Origin of the sequence: Microbacterium pasadenense, from assembly GCF_047246565.1 — a bacterium.
Classification (GTDB): Bacteria; Actinomycetota; Actinomycetes; order Actinomycetales; family Microbacteriaceae; genus Microbacterium.
This window is the reverse complement of the sequence record NZ_JBFOKN010000001.1, coordinates 264,147-281,914: the sequence shown is the minus strand read 5'-3', so window position 1 is coordinate 281,914 and position 17,768 is coordinate 264,147. Positions and strand designations below refer to the sequence as shown.

Below are 17,768 nucleotides of genomic sequence, written 5' to 3'. Positions count from 1 at the left end.
CAGCGGCCGGGACGACCGCGGCTAGGCGCGAGCGCCCGCGTCGGCCTCTGCCTCGGCCAGCAGGTGACGTGCCAGCAGGGTGGATGCGGCGATCGCCGCCGGCATCGTGATGACGGCGCCGAGCGGCACCATGAAGCACAGCTGGGTCGCGACCCCGAAGCCGAGCACCCGTGCGCGGTGCGGGCGGGTGAGCGCCCGACGTCGGTCCGCCGGGATGCCGCGTGCCGAGAGGGCGCGTGAGGTCAGCTCGTCGGCGAGCAGCCGGCCGCTGAGGAACACGGCGGCGGCCGCCCCGAGCACACCGCCGACCGCCGGGACGAGTCCGATCAGGCCCGCCACCAGCGCGGCGAGGAGTCCGCGCAGCAGCAGGCCGATGCCGTCGAGCACCGACCGCCAGAACCCGTATGCCGCCTCGGGCGGCGTGCCGCCCAGATCCGTCTCGACCGCTCGCCAGATCCGGTCGTAGAACGGCTCGCCCACGATCAGGGTGAGTGCCGTGAAGGAGACCGCCGCGAGCACGATCGCCCCGCCGAACACGGCGGTGCCGACCGCGAACCGGATGACGGTCGCCCAGGGCTCCCGCCAGTCGTTGGCGAACGGGGTCACCGCGTCGGTGATCGACGGCAGGAAGGCGCCGAGAGTGATGAGGGCGGCGAGCAGCACGATCCCGACGATGCCCGCGGGGACGAGGCCGAGCGCCATCTGCCGCGGCCGCCGGGGCCAGTAGCCGAAGCCCCGCCCGAGCGTGGCCATCCCTCGGAGGAACTCGCGCATGGCGATCAGCCTAGAGGCGCCGGCGGGGCGGAGCAGCGGCATCCGTCCGGCTAACCACAGAACCCGCCCGCGCGCCAGGGGTTGCATGTGCGCGCGCGGGCGCGTGGAGTGAGGCGATGACGAACGACCTCTCTGTGCCGCCTGCGGCCGCGCCCGTCGGCTTGAAGCGGGCGATCGGCACCCCGCTGCTGTTCGCGTTCATCGTCGGCGACACGCTCGGCGCCGGCATCTACACCCTCGTCGGCACGATGGCCGACGACGTCGGCGGCGTCATCTGGCTGCCGCTGCTCATCGCGCTCGTGGTCGCTCTGCTCACTGCAGGCACGTATGCGGAGCTCATCACGAAGTACCCGCACGCCGGCGGCGCGGCACGGTACGTCGACCGCGCCTTCGGCAAGCCGTTCCTGTCCTTCATCGTCGGCTTCCTCATGATGGCGTCGGGCATCACGACTGCCGCCGCCCTCGCCAACGCGTTCGCGGGCGACTACTTCGGCGCCCTGTTCGACGTCCCGCCGATCCCCGTCGCGATCGTCTTCATCGTCGCCTTGACCCTCATCAACCTGCGCGGCGTCCGCGAGTCCCTCGGCGCCAACCTCGTCGCCTCGATGATCGAGGTCAGCGGCCTGGTCCTCGTCATCGTGCTCGCCGCGCTCGTCTTCTTCAGCGGCAACGGCCAGCCGGAGCGCATCTTCGAGTTCGCGCCCGATGTGCCGCCGCTGCAGGGTGCGTTCGCGGCATCCATCGTCGCCTTCTTCTCGTTCCTCGGCTTCGAGGCGGCCGCCAACATGGCCGAGGAAGTGAAGAACCCCTCGAAGGCGTACCCGCGGGCACTGTTCGGCGCGATCGCGACCGCCGCCGTCGTCTACCTGCTCATCGCGATCGGCGCCGTCATCGTCGTCGAGCCGACGACGCTCGCCGAATCGACCGGTCCGCTGCTCGAAGTGGTCACGCAGAGCGGGTTCGCCGTGCCACCGTGGCTGTTCAGCATCATCGCGCTCGTGGCGATCGCGAACGGAGCGCTGCTGTTCATGGTGATGGCCAGCCGCGTCGGTTACGGCCTCGCCGAGTCCGGGCTGCTGCCGCACGCGTTCGGCCGGGTCCTGCCGAAGCGCCGCACCCCCTGGGTGTCGATCGTCGTCGTCGCCGGTGCCACGATGCTGCTCACCGTCATCGGCGACATCGGGACGCTCGCCGAGACCACGGTCCTGCTGCTGCTGCTCGTCTTCCTCTCGGCGAACGTCAGCGTGCTCGTGCTCAAGAAGGACAAGGTGGACCACAAGCACTTCTCCGTGCCGCGCGTCTTCCCCGTGCTCGCGATCATCGCGAGCATCGTGCTGCTCACCCAGCAGACCGGACCGGTCTGGCTCGGCACCGCGGGATACGTCGTCGTCGGGTCGGTGCTGTTCTTCATCGCGCGCTACGGCCGCAAGCGCGGCGACCAGAAGATCGCCGACGAGAAGGCGCGAACGGGAAGCATCGACACCGTCTGACGGCGGCCTCGATCGTGGATCATCTTCGGCGCCGAGCTGCGGGCTCGGCGCCGAAGCCCTGCGGGGTCCTAGGGTGATCAGCGGACCGGAGGAGCTGTCATGACCGAGTACGCGCTCGCCGTCGACATCGGCGGCACGAAGGCCGAGGCCGCCCTCGTCGACCGGAGCGGCCAGGTGGTGGCCCCCTCCCGCATCCGTGTCGCGACGGGTCGGGGGATCACGCGCGACGCCCTGGAGCGTGCCGCGACGGATGCCGCCCGCGGCGCGCTCGCGCACCTCGATCCGGACTCCCGGCTCGTGGGCGTCGGTGTCGGCAGCGCGGGACCGGTCGACCTCCCGCAGCGCTCGGTCGCACCGCTCAACATGCCGCTCGCCGCCGGAGCGAGCTTCGACGCCCTCCGTGATCTCGCCGATGCGCCGGTGTCGCTCGCACTCGACGGCACCTGCATTGCGCTCGCCGAGCACCGCTTCGGGGCCGCCCGGGGCGCGCGCACCGCCCTCGCGCTCGTCGTCTCCACCGGTGTGGGCGGCGGTCTCATCGTCGACGGCCGGCCGGTCAGCGGCCGGAGCGGCAACGCCGGGCACGTCGGCCAGCTGCGGATCGAGGCGCGCCGCGACGACGACGCTGCCGACGTGGGGACGGTCGAACAGATCGCCTCGGGACCGAACGTCGTCGCGTGGGCGCGCGCGCAGGGCTGGCCGGGGAGCACCGGACAGGATCTCGCCCGCGACTACGCGGCTTCCGTCCCCGTCGCCCGCGCCGCGGTCGAACGCTCGGCGGCAGCGATCGGGACCGCCATAGCGTCGATCTCCACTCTGCTCGATCTCGACGTCGCGGTCATCGCCGGCGGGTTCGCGGGCGTCAGTCGCGACTACATCCCCCTGGTGCGGGCGTCCGTGGAGCGCCAGGCCCTGCTCGCCTACGCGCGCCGCGTCGAGGTGCGCCCGAGCGGGCTCGACGGCGCCGGTCCCCTCGTCGGCGCGGCGGTGCTCGCGTTCGATGCCGCCGCCGGAACGGCCGACCCCGCTGACGTGTCCGCGACCGCCCGACCTGCCGCCGACCGCCCGTAGAGTGAAAGGAGGCCGGTCGTCCCCGGCCGGGATGGACGAGGATGACCGCCGACGCCGCGACCAACTGGTCCCGCAACATCCGCTACCAGGCCGAACGCATCGTCGCGCCGCGCAGCATGGACGAACTCCGGGCCCTCGTCACCGAGGCGGAGTCGATCAAGGCCCTCGGCTCGCGGCATTCGTTCAACCGGATCGCCGACACGACGGGAACGCTCGTCACCACCGCCGACCTCGACATCCCCCTCGAGATCGACGCCGACCGCCGCCGCGTGCGCGTGAACGGGGGCATCCGCTACGGGGAGCTCGCCGGGGTCCTCGAATCGTCCGGGTGGGCGCTCGCCAACCTCGCGTCGCTGCCGCACATCTCGATCGCGGGCGCCATCAGCACGGGCACCCACGGCTCAGGCGACGCGAACCGGTCACTGGCCGCCGCCGTCACCGGTCTCGAGATCCTCACCTCGACCGGCGACATCGTGTCGTTCGCCGAGGGTGATGCCGACCTCGCCGGCGCCGTCGTCGGGCTGGGCGCCCTCGGCATCGTCACGACCGTCGAGCTCGCCATCGAGCCGACCTTCACGGTCGCGCAGACCGTCTACGACGCGATCCCGTTCGACGAGGTCGTCGGGTCCTTCGACGAGATGACGTCGTCCGCCTACAGCGTCTCGCTGTTCACGACGTTCCGCGACCGGGATGTCGTCGATCAGGTGTGGCGCAAGGCGCGAACGGATGCCGCGTCCGCCGCACTCCCCGCCGCACTGTCGCACCGCGAAGCGCCCGAGCCGCGGCATCCGCTTCCCGGCGTCGCCGCCGACGCGTGCACGACGCAGGGCGGGCATGCCGGGCCCTGGCTGGACCGGCTGCCGCACTTCAAGCTCGAGTTCACGCCGTCGAACGGCGACGAGCTGCAGTCGGAGTTCCTCGTCCCGCGCGCCCACGCCGTCTCGGCACTCAGCGCGGTCCGGGACCTCGCCGAGACGCTTGCACCCGTGCTGCAGGTGTGCGAGGTGCGCACGATCGCCGCCGACGACCTCTGGCTCTCTCCGGCGCAGGGCCGTGATTCGGTGGGGCTCCACTTCACCTGGACGGCCGACGAGGCGGGGGTGGCCGGCGTCCTGCCCGCCCTGGAGTCGGCGCTCGCGCCGTTCGACGCGCGACCGCACTGGGGCAAGGTCTTCAGCCCTCGCGACCCCGCGGAGTTCGCCGCGCTGTACCCCGGCTGGACGCGCTTCGGCGAGCTGCGGGAGCGGCTCGACCCGCGACGGGCCTTCGCGAACGACCTCACCCGGTCGCTCGGACTCTGACATGGTCGACCGCGCCGTCCCCAACCTGCCGTCGCGGGACTTCGACGCGACGGTCGGGTTCTACGGCGCCTTCGGGTTCACGGTCGGCTACCGCGACGATCGCTGGCTGATCCTCCGCCGCGGCGGGGTCCAGCTCGAGTTCTTCCCGGCGCCCGAGGTCGATCCCCGGTCGAGCTCGTTCATGTGCAGCGTGCGCGTCGCGGACCTCGACGGGCTGCACGCGGCGATCGCCGCGACGGGCATCCCGCGGAACGACACCGGCATCCCGCGCCTCACGCCGATCGAACGCCAGTACTTCGGGATGCGGGTGGGCTACCTCGTCGACCTCGACGGGACGCAGCTGCACCTCATCGAGGACGCGGGCTGAGCCGGGCCGGACGGATGCCGTCGCGATAGCATTCCCGATCGTGCCGTCCTATTTCGTCCGTGCCGATGCGACCCGGTTCGTCCCCACATCGCTGACCGGCGGAGCCTGGAACGTCGCCGAGCAGCACGTCGCCCCGCCGATCGGGCTCGTCGCCCATGCCATCGAGCGCGACCACATCGCCCGGAGCCCCCAGCCCATGCAGCTCTCGAGGCTGTCGGTCGACATCCTCGGCACGATCCCGATCGACGAGGTGGAGGTGACGTGCCGCGTGCTCCGGCCGGGACGCAGCATCGAACTCGTCGAGGGCACCCTCAGCTCGAACGGTCGTCCCGCCCTGGTCGCGCGGGCCTGGCTGATGCACACGCGTGACACGGCCGCGCTCGCCGGTACGGGGCACGCCCCGATGCCGGCCCCCGAGGAGCTGCGGCCGTGGGATCCGACCACCGCCTGGCCGGGCGAGTTCATCGCGACGGTGGGCGAGATCCGCCGCCGCGAGCTCGGCAGCGGCCGTGCGCAGTCGTGGATCGACCCGGTGGTCCCTCTCCTCGCGGACGAGGAGGTGTCGACGACGTCGCGCCTGGCGTCGCTCGTCGACATCGCGAACGGCGTGGCCGCCCGCGTCGACCCGCGGGAGGTCGCCTTCCCGAACCTCGATCTGACCCTGCATCTGCTGCGCGCCCCGGCAACCGGCTGGATCGGGTTCGATACGACCGTGACCTTCGGCGGGTCGGGTCTCGGCCTCACGCACACGGTGCTGCACGATGCGGACGGCCCGGTGGGCACCGTCGTGCAATCCCTGACCGTCAGGCCGCACGGCCGCTGACCCGCGGCGCCGACTCGGCCGCCCGGGGCCGCGGCCCGACCCGCCGACCGGCGCCGCGGCGGACCGGCGACGGCCGATGCCGTTGCATCTGCACGACCGGCGGTGCGGGAGGCGGCGGGTGGGGCGGGTGAGTCCCCGACGGGCCGGGCCGTCGTGCAGGCGTCCGCGCCGCGCCGAGCGGCGGTCCGGCGGCGCGGCGGCAGGCGCGAGCGGCCGACGGGGTCCGGCTGCCGCCGCTACTCCCGCACGACCGGTGGTGCGGGAGGGGGCGGGTGGGGCGGGTGGGTCCCCGATGGGCCGGGTCGTCGTGCAGACGTTGGCGCCTCGGCATCCGCCCGGCCCTAGAGTGTCGTCAGCCCTCCGCCATCGTCGGCGGAGGCGTACGTCGAAGGAGACGCCCGCATGACAACGGATGCCGCGGACGCGATCGTCGTGGGGGCCGGGCTCGCCGGCCTCGTCGCCGCCTGTGAGCTGCTCGACGCCGGAAAGCGCGTCCTCGTGGTCGAGCAGGAGCCGGAGGCGAGCTTCGGCGGCCAGGCGTGGTGGTCGTTCGGGGGGCTCTTCCTGGTGGACTCGCCCGAGCAGCGGCGCATGGGGGTGACCGACTCGCTCGAGCTCGCCCGGCAGGACTGGCTGGGTTCGGCCGGCTTCGACCGCGACGAAGACCACTGGCCCCGGCAGTGGGCGGAGGCGTACCTGGACTTCGCGGCCGGCGAGAAGCGGCCGTGGCTGCGGCAGCGCGGCATCCGCTTCTTCCCCGTCGTCGGCTGGGCGGAGCGAGGCGGCGACCGCGCGACGAGTCACGGCAACTCCGTGCCGCGATTCCACATCGTCTGGGGGACCGGGCCGGGGGTGCTCGACCCGTTCATCCGCCGCGTGCTCGAGGGCGTGGCGGCGGGCCGGGCGCAGATCGCCTTCCGTCATCGGGTCGACCGCCTGGAGGTGACGGACGGGGCCGTCGTCGGCGTCTCCGGCACCGTGCTGGCACCGGATGCCGCCGAGCGCGGCGCTCCGAGCAATCGCGAGCCTGCCGGCGACTTCACGTTCCGGGCGGCGGCCGTGCTCGTGGCGAGCGGCGGCATCGGCGGAAACCACGACCTGGTCCGCGCACAGTGGCCGGCGCGGATGGGCCGCGTGCCCGAGTCGATGCTCTCCGGGGTGCCGGCGCACGTCGACGGACGGATGCTGGGCGTCGCCGATGCGGCGGGTGCCCGGCTCATCAACGGCGACCGGATGTGGCACTACGTGGAGGGCATCCAGAATCACAGTCCGGTCTGGCCGCGCCACGGCATCCGCATCCTGCCCGGTCCGTCGTCGCTGTGGCTGGACGCCACCGGACGACGACTGCCCACCCCGCTGTTCCCGGGGTTCGACACCATCGGGACGCTGGAGCACATCGTGTCCACCGGCTACGACCACAGCTGGTTCGTGCTGAACCAGGCGATCCTCCAGAAGGAGTTCGCGCTGTCGGGCAGCGAGCAGAACCCCGACCTGACCGGCAAGGATCTGAAGCTGCTCGCTCAGCGGCTCAAGCGGGGGCGGGCGACCGGGCCGGTCGAGGCGTTCAAGGAACGCGGGGCCGACTTCATCGTCGCGCCGACGGTGGACGAGCTCCTGCGGCGGATGCGCGCGGCATCCGACCTGCTCGACGTCGACCGGGTGCGCGCCGAGATCACCGCGCGCGATCGCGAGATGGTGAACCCGTTCACGAAGGACGCGCAGATCACCGCGGTGCGGCAGGCCCGGAACTACCGCGGCGACAAGCTGTTGCGGGTCGCGACGCCCGCACCGATCGCCGACCCGAAGAACGGCCCGCTCCTCGCCGTGAAACTGCACATCATCACCCGGAAGAGCCTCGGCGGCATCGAGACCGACCTGTCGGCGCGTGCTCTCGGCCCGGACGGCGAGCCGGTGCCGGGTCTCTACGCCGCCGGTGAGGCGAGCGGCTTCGGCGGCGGCGGCGTGCACGGGTATCGCGCGCTGGAGGGGACCTTCCTCGGCGGCTGCATCTTCTCGGGCCGCGCGGCCGGTCGCGCGATGGCCGCAGCGGTCTGACGCGCGCGGCGCGGCGTGCGGGCGCGGATGCCGGCGCACCGTCCCCCGCCCGCCCGCCCGCTCCTCGCCCGCTCGCTCCTCGCCCGCCCAGCCCGCCCCCGAGAGCGCCGGATAGTGCCGAGAGCGCCGGCTGCTGCCGCGCACTGACCGGCGCGCTCGGCGACAACCGGCGCGCTCGGCGATAACGGCGGAGGCGGAGGCGGAGGCGGAGGCGGGAGCGGGAGCGAACTCAGGCTTGCGCCGTGCGCTATTCAGTGTCACTATGTAGCGGTACTCAGTGACATGGAGTACCGGGAGGATCACATGGGCAAGCAGGCGACCGAGATGCTGAAAGGCGTTCTCGAGGGGATCGTTCTCGCGATCCTCGCGATGCGCCCCGCGTACGGCTACGAGATCACGGCGGGCCTGCGCGACCGGGGCTTCGCCGACATCGCGGAGGGGACGGTCTACGCCCTCCTCGTCCGCATCGAGCAGCGCGGCCTCGTCGACGTCGAGAAGGTCCCGTCAGAGAAGGGGCCGCCGCGCAAGGTCTACTCGCTGAACGCGAGCGGTCACGACGCCCTCGCCGAGTTCTGGAAGACGTGGAGCTTCCTCTCAGAGCGACTCGAACAGCTCCACCGCATCGGAGAAGGAACATGAGCCGCTGGTTCGAGAAGATCGTCGGAGATCTCGGCGACAAGAAGAAGTACCTCGCCTACAAGGCCCGCGTGAAGGCCCTGCCGCCCGACTTCCGTCGCGCCGCCGGGGCCCTCGAGCGCTACCTGCTGCACCTGGGGCCGAGCGACAACGGGTCGAGCCTCATCGCGATGCTGACCGACCTCGCCGATCTGCTCGAGCAGAGCGTCGCGGCGGGGACGCCGCTGCGCGAGGTGGTGGGAACCGACCCCGTCGAGTTCGCGGAGCTGTTCATGGCGAACTACGACGGCGGCAGCTGGATCCGCAAGGAGCAGACCCGCCTCGAGCGGGAGATCGACGCCGCCGAGGCGGAGGGAGGGGCGTCATCGTGAGCACCGTCACCTCGACCCCCGAGGCCATCGCCGTGCGCGGGCTCGTCAAGTCGTTCGGCGACGTGGCGGTGCTGCGCGGGGTGGACCTCGACATCCGCGCCGGGAGCATCTTCGCCCTGCTCGGCTCGAACGGCGCGGGGAAGACCACGCTCGTCCGCATCCTGTCCACTCTCCTGAAGGCGGATGCCGGATCGGCGCGGGTCGCCGGTGCCGACGTCGCAGCCGATCCGGGCCGGGTCCGCGAGGCGATCAGCCTGACGGGCCAGTTCACCGCGGTGGACGACGTGCTCACCGGACGCGAGAACCTCGTCCTCGTGGCCCGGCTTCGCCACCAGCCCGATCCCGGTCGGATCGCCGACCGCCTGCTCGCGCGGTTCTCCCTGACGGATGCCGGTTCCCGCCGCGCCGGGACGTACTCCGGCGGCATGCGACGTCGTCTGGACATCGCGATGAGCCTCATCGGCGACCCCGCCGTGGTCTTCCTCGACGAGCCCACGACAGGTCTCGATCCGCAGGCGCGCCTCGAGGTGTGGGATGCCGTGCGGGAGCTCGCCGCCTCGGGCACGACCGTGCTCCTGACGACGCAGTACCTCGACGAGGCGGAGCAGCTCGCGGACCGCATCGCGATCCTGCACGAGGGTCGCATCTTCGCCAGCGGCACGCTGGCCGATCTCAAGCGGCTGCTGCCGGCGACGACCGTCGAGTACGTCGAGAAGCAGCCCACCCTCGAGGAGATCTTCCTCGCCGTCGTCGGCGGATCGGCGGACGCCGGGCCCTCATCGGAGGAACCATCATGAACTCAGCAGTTCGAGACACGACCACTCTGCTCGGCCGGTCGCTCCGTCACATCCTCCGCAGTCCCGACACCATCGTCACGACCGCGGTCACCCCGATCGCCCTGATGCTGCTGTTCGTCTTCGTGTTCGGCGGGGCGATCGACACCGGGGCCGACGCCTCGGTGGACTACATGCTCCCGGGCATCCTTCTCATCACCATCGCATCGGGCGTCGCCTACACCGCCTACCGGCTCTTCCTCGACATGCAGGGGGGAGTCTTCGAGCGCTTCCAGTCGATGCCCATCGCCCGATCCAGCGTGCTGTGGGCACACGTCCTCACCTCGCTCGTGGCGAACCTGGTGTCCCTCGCCCTCGTGGTCGGCGTGGCGTTCCTCATCGGGTTCCGGCCGTCGGGCGACGCGCTCGCGTGGCTCGCGGTGACCGGCATCCTCGTCGTGTTCATCCTGGCCCTCACCTGGATCGCCGTCATCGCCGGGCTGTCGGCGAAGACGGTCGACGGCGCGAGCGCCTTCTCGTACCCGCTCATCTTCCTGCCGTTCATCAGCTCGGCCTTCGTCCCGACCGAGACGATGCCGGGGCCGGTGCGCGCGTTCGCCGAGAACCAGCCCGCGACCTCGATCGTCAACGCCGTCCGCGACCTGTTCACCGGACGTCCGGTCGGGGGAGACATCTGGATCGCGCTGGCCTGGTGCGTCGGCATCCTGCTCGTCGCCTACCTGGCCGCCCTGCTGGTCTACCGGCGGCGGCTGCGCTGACTCCCCGCCGTAGCCGGTACGGGCGTTTCGTCAAGGGGCGCCCGGCATCGGCTGAGCGATGGAAGGGTGAAGGCATGACCGTTCCCACTCTCACCCTCAACGACGGACACGCCATCCCCCAGCTCGGGTTCGGAGTGTTCCAGGTCGACCCCGCCGAGACCGAGCGCATCGTCTCGGCCGCCCTCGAAGCGGGGTACCGACACATCGACACCGCCGCCGTCTACGGCAACGAGGAGGGCGTCGGCCGCGCGATCGCGGCGTCCGGCATCCCCCGCGACGAGATCTTCGTGACCACCAAGCTGTGGAACGGGGATCAGGGCCGTGACACCGCGCGCGGCGCGATCGAGACGAGTCTCGAGAAGCTCGGCCTGGACCACGTGAACCTGTACCTGATCCACTGGCCGCGGCCGGACCTCGACCGCTATGTCGAGACGTTCCAGCAGATGGAGGCGTTCAAGGCCGAGGGTCTGACGCACTCGATCGGCGTCTCGAACTTCCACCAGCCGCACCTGCAGCGCCTGCTCGACGAGACCGGCACCGTGCCGGCCATCAACCAGATCGAGCTGCACCCCGCCTTCGCGCAGCGCGCGCTGCGCGAGTTCCAGGAGCCGCTCGGCATCCACACCGAGTCGTGGGGCCCGCTCGGCCAGGGCAAGTACGACCTCTTCGGCGAGAAGGCGGTGACGGATGCCGCGGAGGCCCACGGCGTCACGCCGGCTCAGGTCGTCATCCGCTGGCACCTGCAGAACGGCGTCATCGTCTTCCCCAAGTCGTCGACGCCGGAGCGCATCGTGCAGAACTTCGACGTCTTCGGGTTCGAGCTGACGGGCGATGAGATCGCCGCCATCGACGCGCTGGACCGCGGTCAGCGCGTCGGCGCGGATCCGGACACCGCCACCTTCTGACGAGCGGTGACGAGGGGGTGCTGCTGCGGCGGCACCCCCTCGTCACGCCGCGGGGCGTGCGGGGCGTGCGCGGCTGCCGGGCGTCACGGCATGTGCCGCCGGACGGCGGCGAGGAACGCCTCCGGATCGTCCACCGAGATCCGGACCTCGCGCACCACGACGTCTCCCTGGGGCAGGCGGAGACCGGTGAGACCCTCGAGAGCGATGTCGATGTCGGTGAAATCCTGCATCAGGTGATTCAGCACCTGGTCCTCGTCCGCTCCGGTCAGCGACAGCGTCGGCGCCCCCGTCAGTGACCGGCGGCGCCGCGACACCGAGGCCACGAGCTCCCACGGGAGATCGATGTCGACCTCGCCACCGCTGCGCACACGGATGCCGGCGGGCCCGACGGCGTGCGGCCGCGTCCGATATCCGAGGAGCATGCCGAGCATCGTCGCGACGCCCCAGAGACCCAGGGCCAGGAGCGGGTAGCGGACGGCCGGCCACGGGCGGGTCAGCAGATCGATCACCGGCACCTCGACCGCCGAGAGCACGACGAAGACGACGAGCACGGTTCGGATGGGGCCGTCGTAGCTGAACCCCTCCGAGCCGGTGGGAACGCGGGGCCGGCGCGCGAGGTATCGGCCGATGCTCCGCCAACCCGCCGCTTCCGCCGCGATGCCCCGACGCACGAGGTAGGCGCGTCTCGCGGCGCCGGTCAGTGCGGGGCCGACCTTGCGTGGCGGTGCGGCGAGAGAGGGGCTGGTCATGGGGGTCCTTTCGCATGGTCCCGAGCGGCGAGGACGAACTCGCGGACGCGCGCGTGGGACTCGCCTTCCAGGCGCATGCGGCGACCGATCGCGAGTCCGCGGCGGGTCTCGCCCGGCAGAACGCCGCCCTCCGCGGCCACCTCGCGGAGCTGCTGCGCGCGGCGGGAACGGCCGGAGACGTGGAATCGTCCGCGACGGCCCTGCTCGCCACCGCAGAGGGCCTCGGGATCCACGTCCTGGCAGCGGACCTGGACGGCGAGGCGGCCCGCGCCGCCCTGGCAGCGCACGTCGACCTCGTGCTGGCCTCCCGCTGACCTCCGCGTCGCACTCGGGATTCTCTTCGCTTCGGGGCGATCCGACCACGTACAATGGTTCCTCGAATCGATTCGAAACATCTCCGGAAGAACGAATGGCCACTTCCCTCACGACGGGCCGCCCCTGGCGCGTCATCCTCATGTTCACCGTGCCGCTCATGATCGGCAACGTGGTGCAGCAGATGTACCAGTTCGCCGACACGGTGGTCGTCGGGCGACTCCTCGGCGTGGAGGCGCTGGCGTCGGTCGGTGCCACGGGAAGCCTGCTGTTCCTCCTGCTGGGCTTCGCGTGGGGTCTGACATCGGGCTTCGCGATCCCGACCGCCCAGGCCTACGGCGCGCGGGACTATGACGCGGTGCGCCGATCGGTCGCCAGCGGCGCGATCCTCAGCGCGATCACGACCGTCATCCTCACCATCGGCGCGCCGCTGCTCGCAGAGCCGGCGCTGGTGCTGCTGCAGACACCGCCCGAACTGCTCGCCGAGGCGACGGTGTTCGCGCAGATCAGCTTCCTCGGCGCGGGTGCGCTGATGTTCTTCAACTTCCTGTCCGCGATCATCCGGGCCATCGGCGACTCGCGCACGCCGCTCGTCTTCCTCGTCGTCTCGTGCGCCCTCAACGTCGTGCTGGTGATCGTCGCGATCGCATGGCTCGGCCTCGGCGTGGCGGGCGCCGCCCTCGCGACGGTGGTCGCCCAGGCCACGTCCGTGATCCTCTGCCTCACGTTCGTCCGCCGCCGGATCCCCGAGCTGCACCTGCATCGCGCGGACTGGCGCGTCACGCGCGCGGACATCGTCGAGCACCTGCGTCTCGGGCTCCCCATGGGGTTCCAGGCGTCGATCATCGCGATCGGCGCGCTCATCGTGCAAGTGCGCCTGAACTCCCTGGGCGCGGACGCGGTCGCCGCGTACACGGCGGCATCCCGTGTCGACGGACTCGCCGTCGCGCTGCTGCAGTCGATGTCGCTCGCGGTGTCGATGTACGTCGCGCAGAACTACGGCGCGGGCCGGCCTGACCGCATCCGTCGCGGCGTCGTCCAGGCGACGTGGATGGCCCTCACCGGAGCCGTCGTCCTCGGCGTGGTGATGATCACGTTCGGCGCCCCGCTGGTGCGCGTGTTCATCGGTGACGGCGCGGACGGTGTCGTCGACGCCGCCCACGCGATGCTCGTGATCAACGGCGTCAGCTACACCGCGCTCGGCGTGCTGTTCGTGACGCGCGGTGCGCTGCAGGGACTCGGCAGCACCGTCATCCCGACGGTCACCGGACTCATCGAGCTCGTCATGCGCGGCGCCGCGGCGATCGTGCTCGGGGCGGTCATGGGCTTCGTCGGGGTCGCCTGGTCGAACCCGCTCGCGTGGGTCGGGGCCGCCGTCATCCTCATTCCCGCCTACCTGCGCGCGCACCGCGCTCTCGCATCGATGCCGAGCGCGCCGATGGAGGTCACCCCCACCACGCCGATCCCCGTCGTCGGTCCGGTCGAGGGGTCGATGAACGTCGAGGCGATCGTCACGCAGCCGGTGACCCTGCCGCAGGTCACCTCGCGGATGCGGCGCGCGCTGCGGCCGCGTCGCCGTGCGCGCCAGCGCGTCGACCGCAAGCGCTGACCACGGGCTCTCGGCGGCCCTCGACGACGGCCGCCGACGGCCCCGTCGCCGGCTGCAGGCGGCCCCTCACCGGCTGCAGGGTGCACAATCGGGGGATGGCTGCCGCGTTCCCCGCCCTCACCGACGTCCCCGACCCGCGCTTCGTCATGGTGGGCGACGGGTACCGCATCGCGACGTACGAATGGGGTCCCGACGACGCGACGACGGTGCTGCTCGTGCACGGCTTCGCGTCGAGCGCGCGCGACAACTGGGTGAACACCGGATGGGTGCGCGACCTGCTCCGCGCCGGGTACCGGGTGCTCGCGATCGACCAGCGAGGGCACGGTCTCAGCGACAAGCCGCACGAGCCCGCCGCCTATGCGCTGCGGACGCTCGTGACGGATGTCGAGGCGGTGCTCGACACATACCTCGCGGACCGCGTCTACTACGTCGGGTACTCGCTCGGCGCGCGTGTGGGGTGGGAGGTCGCGCAGGACCTGGCGGTCCGCGTCGAGCGGGTGGTGCTCGGCGGCGTGCCCGACGGGGTGCCCCTCGGCCGGCTCGATCTGGATCAGGCGCAGGCCTACGCGGAGCACGGCACCCCGGTCGCGGATGCCGCGACCCAGAACTACGTCACCCTCGCGGAACGCGTCGAGGGCAACGATCTGCGCGCCCTGCTGGCGATCGCGGGCGGGATGAGGATCTCGGGCACGGTGGATCCCGACCCGGAGCACGCGCCCGCGCAGCCGGTGCTGCTGGCGACGGGCACGGAGGACGCGATCCTCGAAGGGTCGCGGTCCCTCGCCGCGGCGGCCCCGAACGGACGCTTCGTCGAGATCCCGGGCCGCCACCACTTCAACGCCCCGGGCTCCCGGGTCTTCCGCGAGTCCGCGCTGGCCTTCCTCGCCGAGTAGGCGCGCGCCCGGGGCCGGCGCTCGTCCCGGCGGGATGCGGGTTCTCTACACTCGCCCCATGACCGATCTGCCCTCGTGGGGCGTGGCATCCGATTCGCCGACCGCCCAGCACTACCGCACGTTCGGCGCGACCGAGGCGCGGGGATCGTCCGCGACGTACGAGGACTGGGCCCTCGGGATCGCGGCGGACGACGAGGTGCTCGCGCTGATCGACGAGCTGCCGCGCACCAAGCGACAGGCCAATCTCGTGTTCGCCGCCGCACGGGTCGCGGGCGTGCCGATCGCGCCGTGGCCGCAGGCGCGCGGGACCTTCGTCGAGCGCTGGCCGCAGATCCGCGTGACCGCCTCGACGCACGCGACGCAGACGAACGAAGCCGCGCGGTGCGCGGTGCTCCTCCCCGTGCTCGCGCGCATCCCCGGCCCGCTCGCGCTGCTCGAAGTGGGCGCCTCGGCCGGGCTGTGCCTCCACCCGGACCGGTACGGCTACCGCTACGCCATGCCGGGCGGGGCCGTGCATGCCCTGGACCCGCACCCGGCGAGCGGTGTCGTCATCGACTGCGAGATCGAGGATGCGGTCCCCCCGGATCGGCTCCCCGAGGTCGTCTGGCGCGCGGGGATCGACCTGAACCCGCTCGATCCCGGAGACCCGGCGACGGTCGACTGGCTCGAGGCGCTGATCTGGCCCGAGCACGAGGACCGGCGGCGACGGCTGCGCGCCGCCGCGGCGATCGCAGCGGGGGATCCGGTCCGTATCCGAGCCGGTGACCTGAACGAGCTGGTCGCGGATGCCGCGGCCGCCGCTCCCGCCGAGGCGACCCTCGTGGTGTTCCACACCGCGGTCCTCGCCTACGCCGCTCCCGAGGAGCGGGAACGGTTCGCGGCGACCATGGCGGGCCTCGACGCCGTATGGATCTCGAACGAGGGCGTCGGCGTGTTCCCCGAGATCGAAGGTCGCCTGCCGGCGGACGTGCGGCACCGCTTCGTCCTCGCCGTCGACGGGCGACCCGTCGCCCTCACGCACCCGCACGGGCGCAGCTACACCGGCCTCTGAGGACCGGCCGCCGGGTCAGGGAGACCCCTCGCGGGACGCGGGAAGCGGTGGGATCATCGACGGCATGGGCGGTGCCGCGACCTGCGCGCTGCCGCGGCCACGACGGGCGGATGCCGCGCACCGGCATCCGGGACGCACGGACGAAGGGACACACCATGGCCGAGAAGACGAGCACGGGCGCCGGCTTCAGCGACATCGAGAAGGCCGCGATGAAGCAGCGCGCCGAGGAGCTCGCGTCGATGAAGGGGCTCAAGGGCGCGGCGAAGCTCGCGAAGGAGAACGAGGCCTGCCTCGACGCGATCTCAAAACTCGAGGGGGACGACCGCGCCATCGCGGAGCGCGTCCACGTGATCGTGCACGAGGAGGCGCCGCACCTCATGCCGAAGACGTTCTACGGGTTCCCGGCGTACGCGAAGGACGGCAAGGTCGTGATCTTCTTCCAGCCGGCGTCGAAGTTCAAGACCCGGTACGGGACGGTCACCTTCGACGAGCCCGCGCAGCTCGACGACGGACCCATGTGGCCGGTGTCGTTCGCGGTGCTCGAGGTGACGGATGCCGTCGAGCAGCGCCTCCGCCGGCTCGTCAGAACCGCGGCACCGGCAGACTGACGATCCGGTCGTCGCCGTCCTGCGGCGATCCCCGACCGTCGGTGTTGTTCGTCAGCACCCACAGCGTCCCGTCCGGACCGGCCGTGACGTCACGCAGGCGACCGTACTCGTCGGCGTACAGCTCGGTGGACGTGCCGGGATCGGCGACGGGGACCGTCCGCAGCACCCGGCCCCGCAGATTCGCGATCACGATGATGTCGTCGACGATCGCGATCCCGCTCGGGCTCGCGGCGGCCGGAGGCCAGGTCTGCAGCGGATCGATGAACCCGTCCGGCTCACCCCCGGTGCCCTCGACGTACGGCCAGCCGTAATTGCCGCCGGGCTCGATGCGGTTGAGCTCGTCACGATGGTCGAGCCCGAACTCGCTGGCGAACATCGTGCCGTCCGCGGCCCATGCGAAGCCCTGCACGTTCCGGTGGCCGAGGCTGTAGACGGGGGAGCCCGGGTCGGGGTTGTCCGGCGGGATCCCGCCCTCCGGCGTGAGGCGCAGGATCTTGCCCGCGAGCGAGTCCGGGTCCTGCGACGCCGGCTCGTCGCTCGTGTCGCCGTTGGCGATGTAGAGCATGCCGTCGGGTCCGAACGCGATGCGCCCGCCGTTGTGATGCGTGCCCGACGGCATCCCGTCGATGACCGTCGTGGGCTCGCCGAGCGTGTACGCGCCGGGCCGGCCGCCGAGGTCGTAGCGCTCGACGCGGTTCCCGTCCGAGCCGGTCGAGTAGACGAAGAGGGCGGCGCCGTCGGGATCCGCCGCGACGGCGAGGCCGAGCAGGCCCCCCTCGTCGCTGTGCACGACACCCGCGACCGTGCCGACCTCCCGCACGCGATCGGCCCCGGTCACCTCGAGGATGCGGGCCGAGTCCCGCTCGCTCACGAGGACCGACCTCCCGGCGACGGCCATCGACCAGGGTGCGTCGAGCCCGGCCACGACCGTGCGCGGAATCTCGGGCAGCGGCGTCGAGGTCGGAGTGGGCGCGGCGGTCGCGGCAGGCGGGACGGATGCGGGCGGCGGCGGATCAGACGAGGACGGCGACGCCTCGGGCGCCGTGGGCGCGCAGGCCGCCAGCACCAGCACCGCGGCGGCGGCTCCCGCCGCGCACGCGGAGGCGAGACGGCCGGCCCGGGATGCCGAGGCGGCGATCCCGGGAGTCCGACGCGGTCCGAACCGGTGCATCCGCCCAGTCAACCCGGCATCCGCCGTCAG

General features: G+C 72.1%; 19 protein-coding genes. 16 read left to right on the top strand and 3 right to left on the bottom strand.

What is annotated here, in order from left to right:
* Positions 1-21: 21 nt before the first annotated feature.
* Complete coding sequence (locus tag AB3M83_RS01360) at positions 22-774, bottom strand: EI24 domain-containing protein (RefSeq protein WP_412944575.1); 753 nt, start codon at positions 772-774, stop codon at positions 22-24.
* A 116-nt stretch (positions 775-890) separates the two neighbouring features.
* On the opposite strand from AB3M83_RS01360, the gene AB3M83_RS01355 reads away from it, so the two are divergent.
* From AB3M83_RS01355 to AB3M83_RS01305, 11 genes are all read left to right on the top strand, one after another.
* Positions 891-2,264: an APC family permease gene (locus AB3M83_RS01355; RefSeq protein WP_412944574.1), complete on the top strand. Its 1,374-nt coding sequence runs from the start codon at positions 891-893 to the stop codon at positions 2,262-2,264.
* A gap of 99 nt (positions 2,265-2,363) precedes the next feature.
* Entirely contained in the window at positions 2,364-3,335 is a 972-nt protein-coding gene (locus AB3M83_RS01350; RefSeq protein ID WP_412944573.1) for an ROK family protein, read from the top strand.
* Between the two features lie 41 nt (positions 3,336-3,376).
* Positions 3,377-4,636, top strand: a complete 1,260-nt coding sequence (locus AB3M83_RS01345) for a D-arabinono-1,4-lactone oxidase (protein ID WP_412944572.1) — start codon at positions 3,377-3,379, stop codon at positions 4,634-4,636.
* A gap of 1 nt (position 4,637) precedes the next feature.
* Positions 4,638-5,003, top strand: coding sequence for a bleomycin resistance protein (locus AB3M83_RS01340; protein ID WP_412944570.1), 366 nt, complete (start codon positions 4,638-4,640; stop codon positions 5,001-5,003).
* A 40-nt stretch (positions 5,004-5,043) separates the two neighbouring features.
* Positions 5,044-5,826: a thioesterase family protein gene (locus AB3M83_RS01335; protein WP_412944569.1), complete on the top strand. Its 783-nt coding sequence runs from the start codon at positions 5,044-5,046 to the stop codon at positions 5,824-5,826.
* 402 nt (positions 5,827-6,228) lie between these two features.
* A complete protein-coding gene (locus tag AB3M83_RS01330) occupies positions 6,229-7,881 on the top strand; it encodes an FAD-binding dehydrogenase (protein ID WP_412944567.1) in 1,653 nt (550 codons plus the stop codon).
* Positions 7,882-8,184: 303 nt separating this feature from the next.
* Complete coding sequence (locus AB3M83_RS01325) at positions 8,185-8,520, top strand: PadR family transcriptional regulator (RefSeq protein ID WP_412944565.1); 336 nt, start codon at positions 8,185-8,187, stop codon at positions 8,518-8,520.
* Complete coding sequence (locus AB3M83_RS01320) at positions 8,517-8,888, top strand: DUF1048 domain-containing protein (protein WP_412944564.1); 372 nt, start codon at positions 8,517-8,519, stop codon at positions 8,886-8,888. Before AB3M83_RS01325 ends, AB3M83_RS01320 begins: the two co-directional genes overlap by 4 nt.
* Complete coding sequence (locus tag AB3M83_RS01315; protein WP_412944563.1) at positions 8,885-9,685, top strand: ABC transporter ATP-binding protein; 801 nt, start codon at positions 8,885-8,887, stop codon at positions 9,683-9,685. Before AB3M83_RS01320 ends, AB3M83_RS01315 begins: the two co-directional genes overlap by 4 nt.
* Positions 9,682-10,440: an ABC transporter permease gene (locus AB3M83_RS01310; protein WP_412944562.1), complete on the top strand. Its 759-nt coding sequence runs from the start codon at positions 9,682-9,684 to the stop codon at positions 10,438-10,440. The genes AB3M83_RS01315 and AB3M83_RS01310 overlap by 4 nt, the downstream gene beginning before the upstream one ends.
* A gap of 74 nt (positions 10,441-10,514) precedes the next feature.
* Complete coding sequence (locus tag AB3M83_RS01305; protein WP_412944560.1) at positions 10,515-11,345, top strand: aldo/keto reductase; 831 nt, start codon at positions 10,515-10,517, stop codon at positions 11,343-11,345.
* An 83-nt stretch (positions 11,346-11,428) separates the two neighbouring features.
* Here the strand turns inward: AB3M83_RS01305 and AB3M83_RS01300 are convergent, their stop codons facing one another.
* The gene (locus AB3M83_RS01300; RefSeq protein WP_412944558.1) at positions 11,429-12,094 is read right to left on the bottom strand and encodes a hypothetical protein; all 666 of its coding nucleotides are present in this window, start codon (positions 12,092-12,094) and stop codon (positions 11,429-11,431) included.
* A gap of 14 nt (positions 12,095-12,108) precedes the next feature.
* Here AB3M83_RS01300 and AB3M83_RS01295 point away from each other — a divergent pair, with 14 nt between their 5' ends.
* From AB3M83_RS01295 to AB3M83_RS01275, 5 genes are all read left to right on the top strand, one after another.
* Positions 12,109-12,408, top strand: a complete 300-nt coding sequence (locus AB3M83_RS01295) for a TetR family transcriptional regulator C-terminal domain-containing protein (RefSeq protein ID WP_412944556.1) — start codon at positions 12,109-12,111, stop codon at positions 12,406-12,408.
* A 95-nt stretch (positions 12,409-12,503) separates the two neighbouring features.
* Positions 12,504-14,015: an MATE family efflux transporter gene (locus tag AB3M83_RS01290; RefSeq protein WP_412944555.1), complete on the top strand. Its 1,512-nt coding sequence runs from the start codon at positions 12,504-12,506 to the stop codon at positions 14,013-14,015.
* A 95-nt stretch (positions 14,016-14,110) separates the two neighbouring features.
* On the top strand, positions 14,111-14,908 hold the full coding sequence (locus tag AB3M83_RS01285) for an alpha/beta fold hydrolase (protein WP_412944554.1): 798 nt from the start codon (positions 14,111-14,113) through the stop codon (positions 14,906-14,908).
* Positions 14,909-14,966: 58 nt separating this feature from the next.
* Entirely contained in the window at positions 14,967-15,959 is a 993-nt protein-coding gene (locus tag AB3M83_RS01280) for a DUF2332 domain-containing protein (protein WP_412944553.1), read from the top strand.
* Positions 15,960-16,114: 155 nt separating this feature from the next.
* A complete protein-coding gene (locus tag AB3M83_RS01275; RefSeq protein WP_412944551.1) occupies positions 16,115-16,567 on the top strand; it encodes an iron chaperone in 453 nt (150 codons plus the stop codon).
* On the opposite strand, the gene AB3M83_RS01270 is transcribed toward AB3M83_RS01275, so the two are convergent.
* Entirely contained in the window at positions 16,542-17,738 is a 1,197-nt protein-coding gene (locus AB3M83_RS01270) for a PQQ-dependent sugar dehydrogenase (protein ID WP_412944550.1), read from the bottom strand. The genes AB3M83_RS01275 and AB3M83_RS01270 overlap by 26 nt on opposite strands.
* Positions 17,739-17,768: the final 30 nt, after the last annotated feature.

Excerpts from the sequence above, each read along its gene's own strand:
- AB3M83_RS01285 (WP_412944554.1), top strand. The coding sequence starts at position 14,111 with ATGGCTGCCGCGTTCCCCGCCCTCACCGACGTCCCCGACCCGCGCTTC.
- AB3M83_RS01270 (WP_412944550.1), bottom strand. The coding sequence starts at position 17,738 with ATGCACCGGTTCGGACCGCGTCGGACTCCCGGGATCGCCGCCTCGGCA.
- AB3M83_RS01330 (WP_412944567.1), top strand. The coding sequence starts at position 6,229 with ATGACAACGGATGCCGCGGACGCGATCGTCGTGGGGGCCGGGCTCGCC.
- AB3M83_RS01310 (WP_412944562.1), top strand. The coding sequence starts at position 9,682 with ATGAACTCAGCAGTTCGAGACACGACCACTCTGCTCGGCCGGTCGCTC.
- AB3M83_RS01305 (WP_412944560.1), top strand. The coding sequence starts at position 10,515 with ATGACCGTTCCCACTCTCACCCTCAACGACGGACACGCCATCCCCCAG.
- AB3M83_RS01340 (WP_412944570.1), top strand. The coding sequence starts at position 4,638 with ATGGTCGACCGCGCCGTCCCCAACCTGCCGTCGCGGGACTTCGACGCG.
- AB3M83_RS01360 (WP_412944575.1), bottom strand. The coding sequence starts at position 774 with ATGCGCGAGTTCCTCCGAGGGATGGCCACGCTCGGGCGGGGCTTCGGC.
- AB3M83_RS01325 (WP_412944565.1), top strand. The coding sequence starts at position 8,185 with ATGGGCAAGCAGGCGACCGAGATGCTGAAAGGCGTTCTCGAGGGGATC.
- AB3M83_RS01300 (WP_412944558.1), bottom strand. The coding sequence starts at position 12,094 with ATGACCAGCCCCTCTCTCGCCGCACCGCCACGCAAGGTCGGCCCCGCA.
- AB3M83_RS01275 (WP_412944551.1), top strand. The coding sequence starts at position 16,115 with ATGGCCGAGAAGACGAGCACGGGCGCCGGCTTCAGCGACATCGAGAAG.
- AB3M83_RS01290 (WP_412944555.1), top strand. The coding sequence starts at position 12,504 with ATGGCCACTTCCCTCACGACGGGCCGCCCCTGGCGCGTCATCCTCATG.
- AB3M83_RS01320 (WP_412944564.1), top strand. The coding sequence starts at position 8,517 with ATGAGCCGCTGGTTCGAGAAGATCGTCGGAGATCTCGGCGACAAGAAG.
- AB3M83_RS01280 (WP_412944553.1), top strand. The coding sequence starts at position 14,967 with ATGACCGATCTGCCCTCGTGGGGCGTGGCATCCGATTCGCCGACCGCC.
- AB3M83_RS01295 (WP_412944556.1), top strand. The coding sequence starts at position 12,109 with ATGGTCCCGAGCGGCGAGGACGAACTCGCGGACGCGCGCGTGGGACTC.
- AB3M83_RS01350 (WP_412944573.1), top strand. The coding sequence starts at position 2,364 with ATGACCGAGTACGCGCTCGCCGTCGACATCGGCGGCACGAAGGCCGAG.
- AB3M83_RS01345 (WP_412944572.1), top strand. The coding sequence starts at position 3,377 with ATGACCGCCGACGCCGCGACCAACTGGTCCCGCAACATCCGCTACCAG.
- AB3M83_RS01355 (WP_412944574.1), top strand. The coding sequence starts at position 891 with ATGACGAACGACCTCTCTGTGCCGCCTGCGGCCGCGCCCGTCGGCTTG.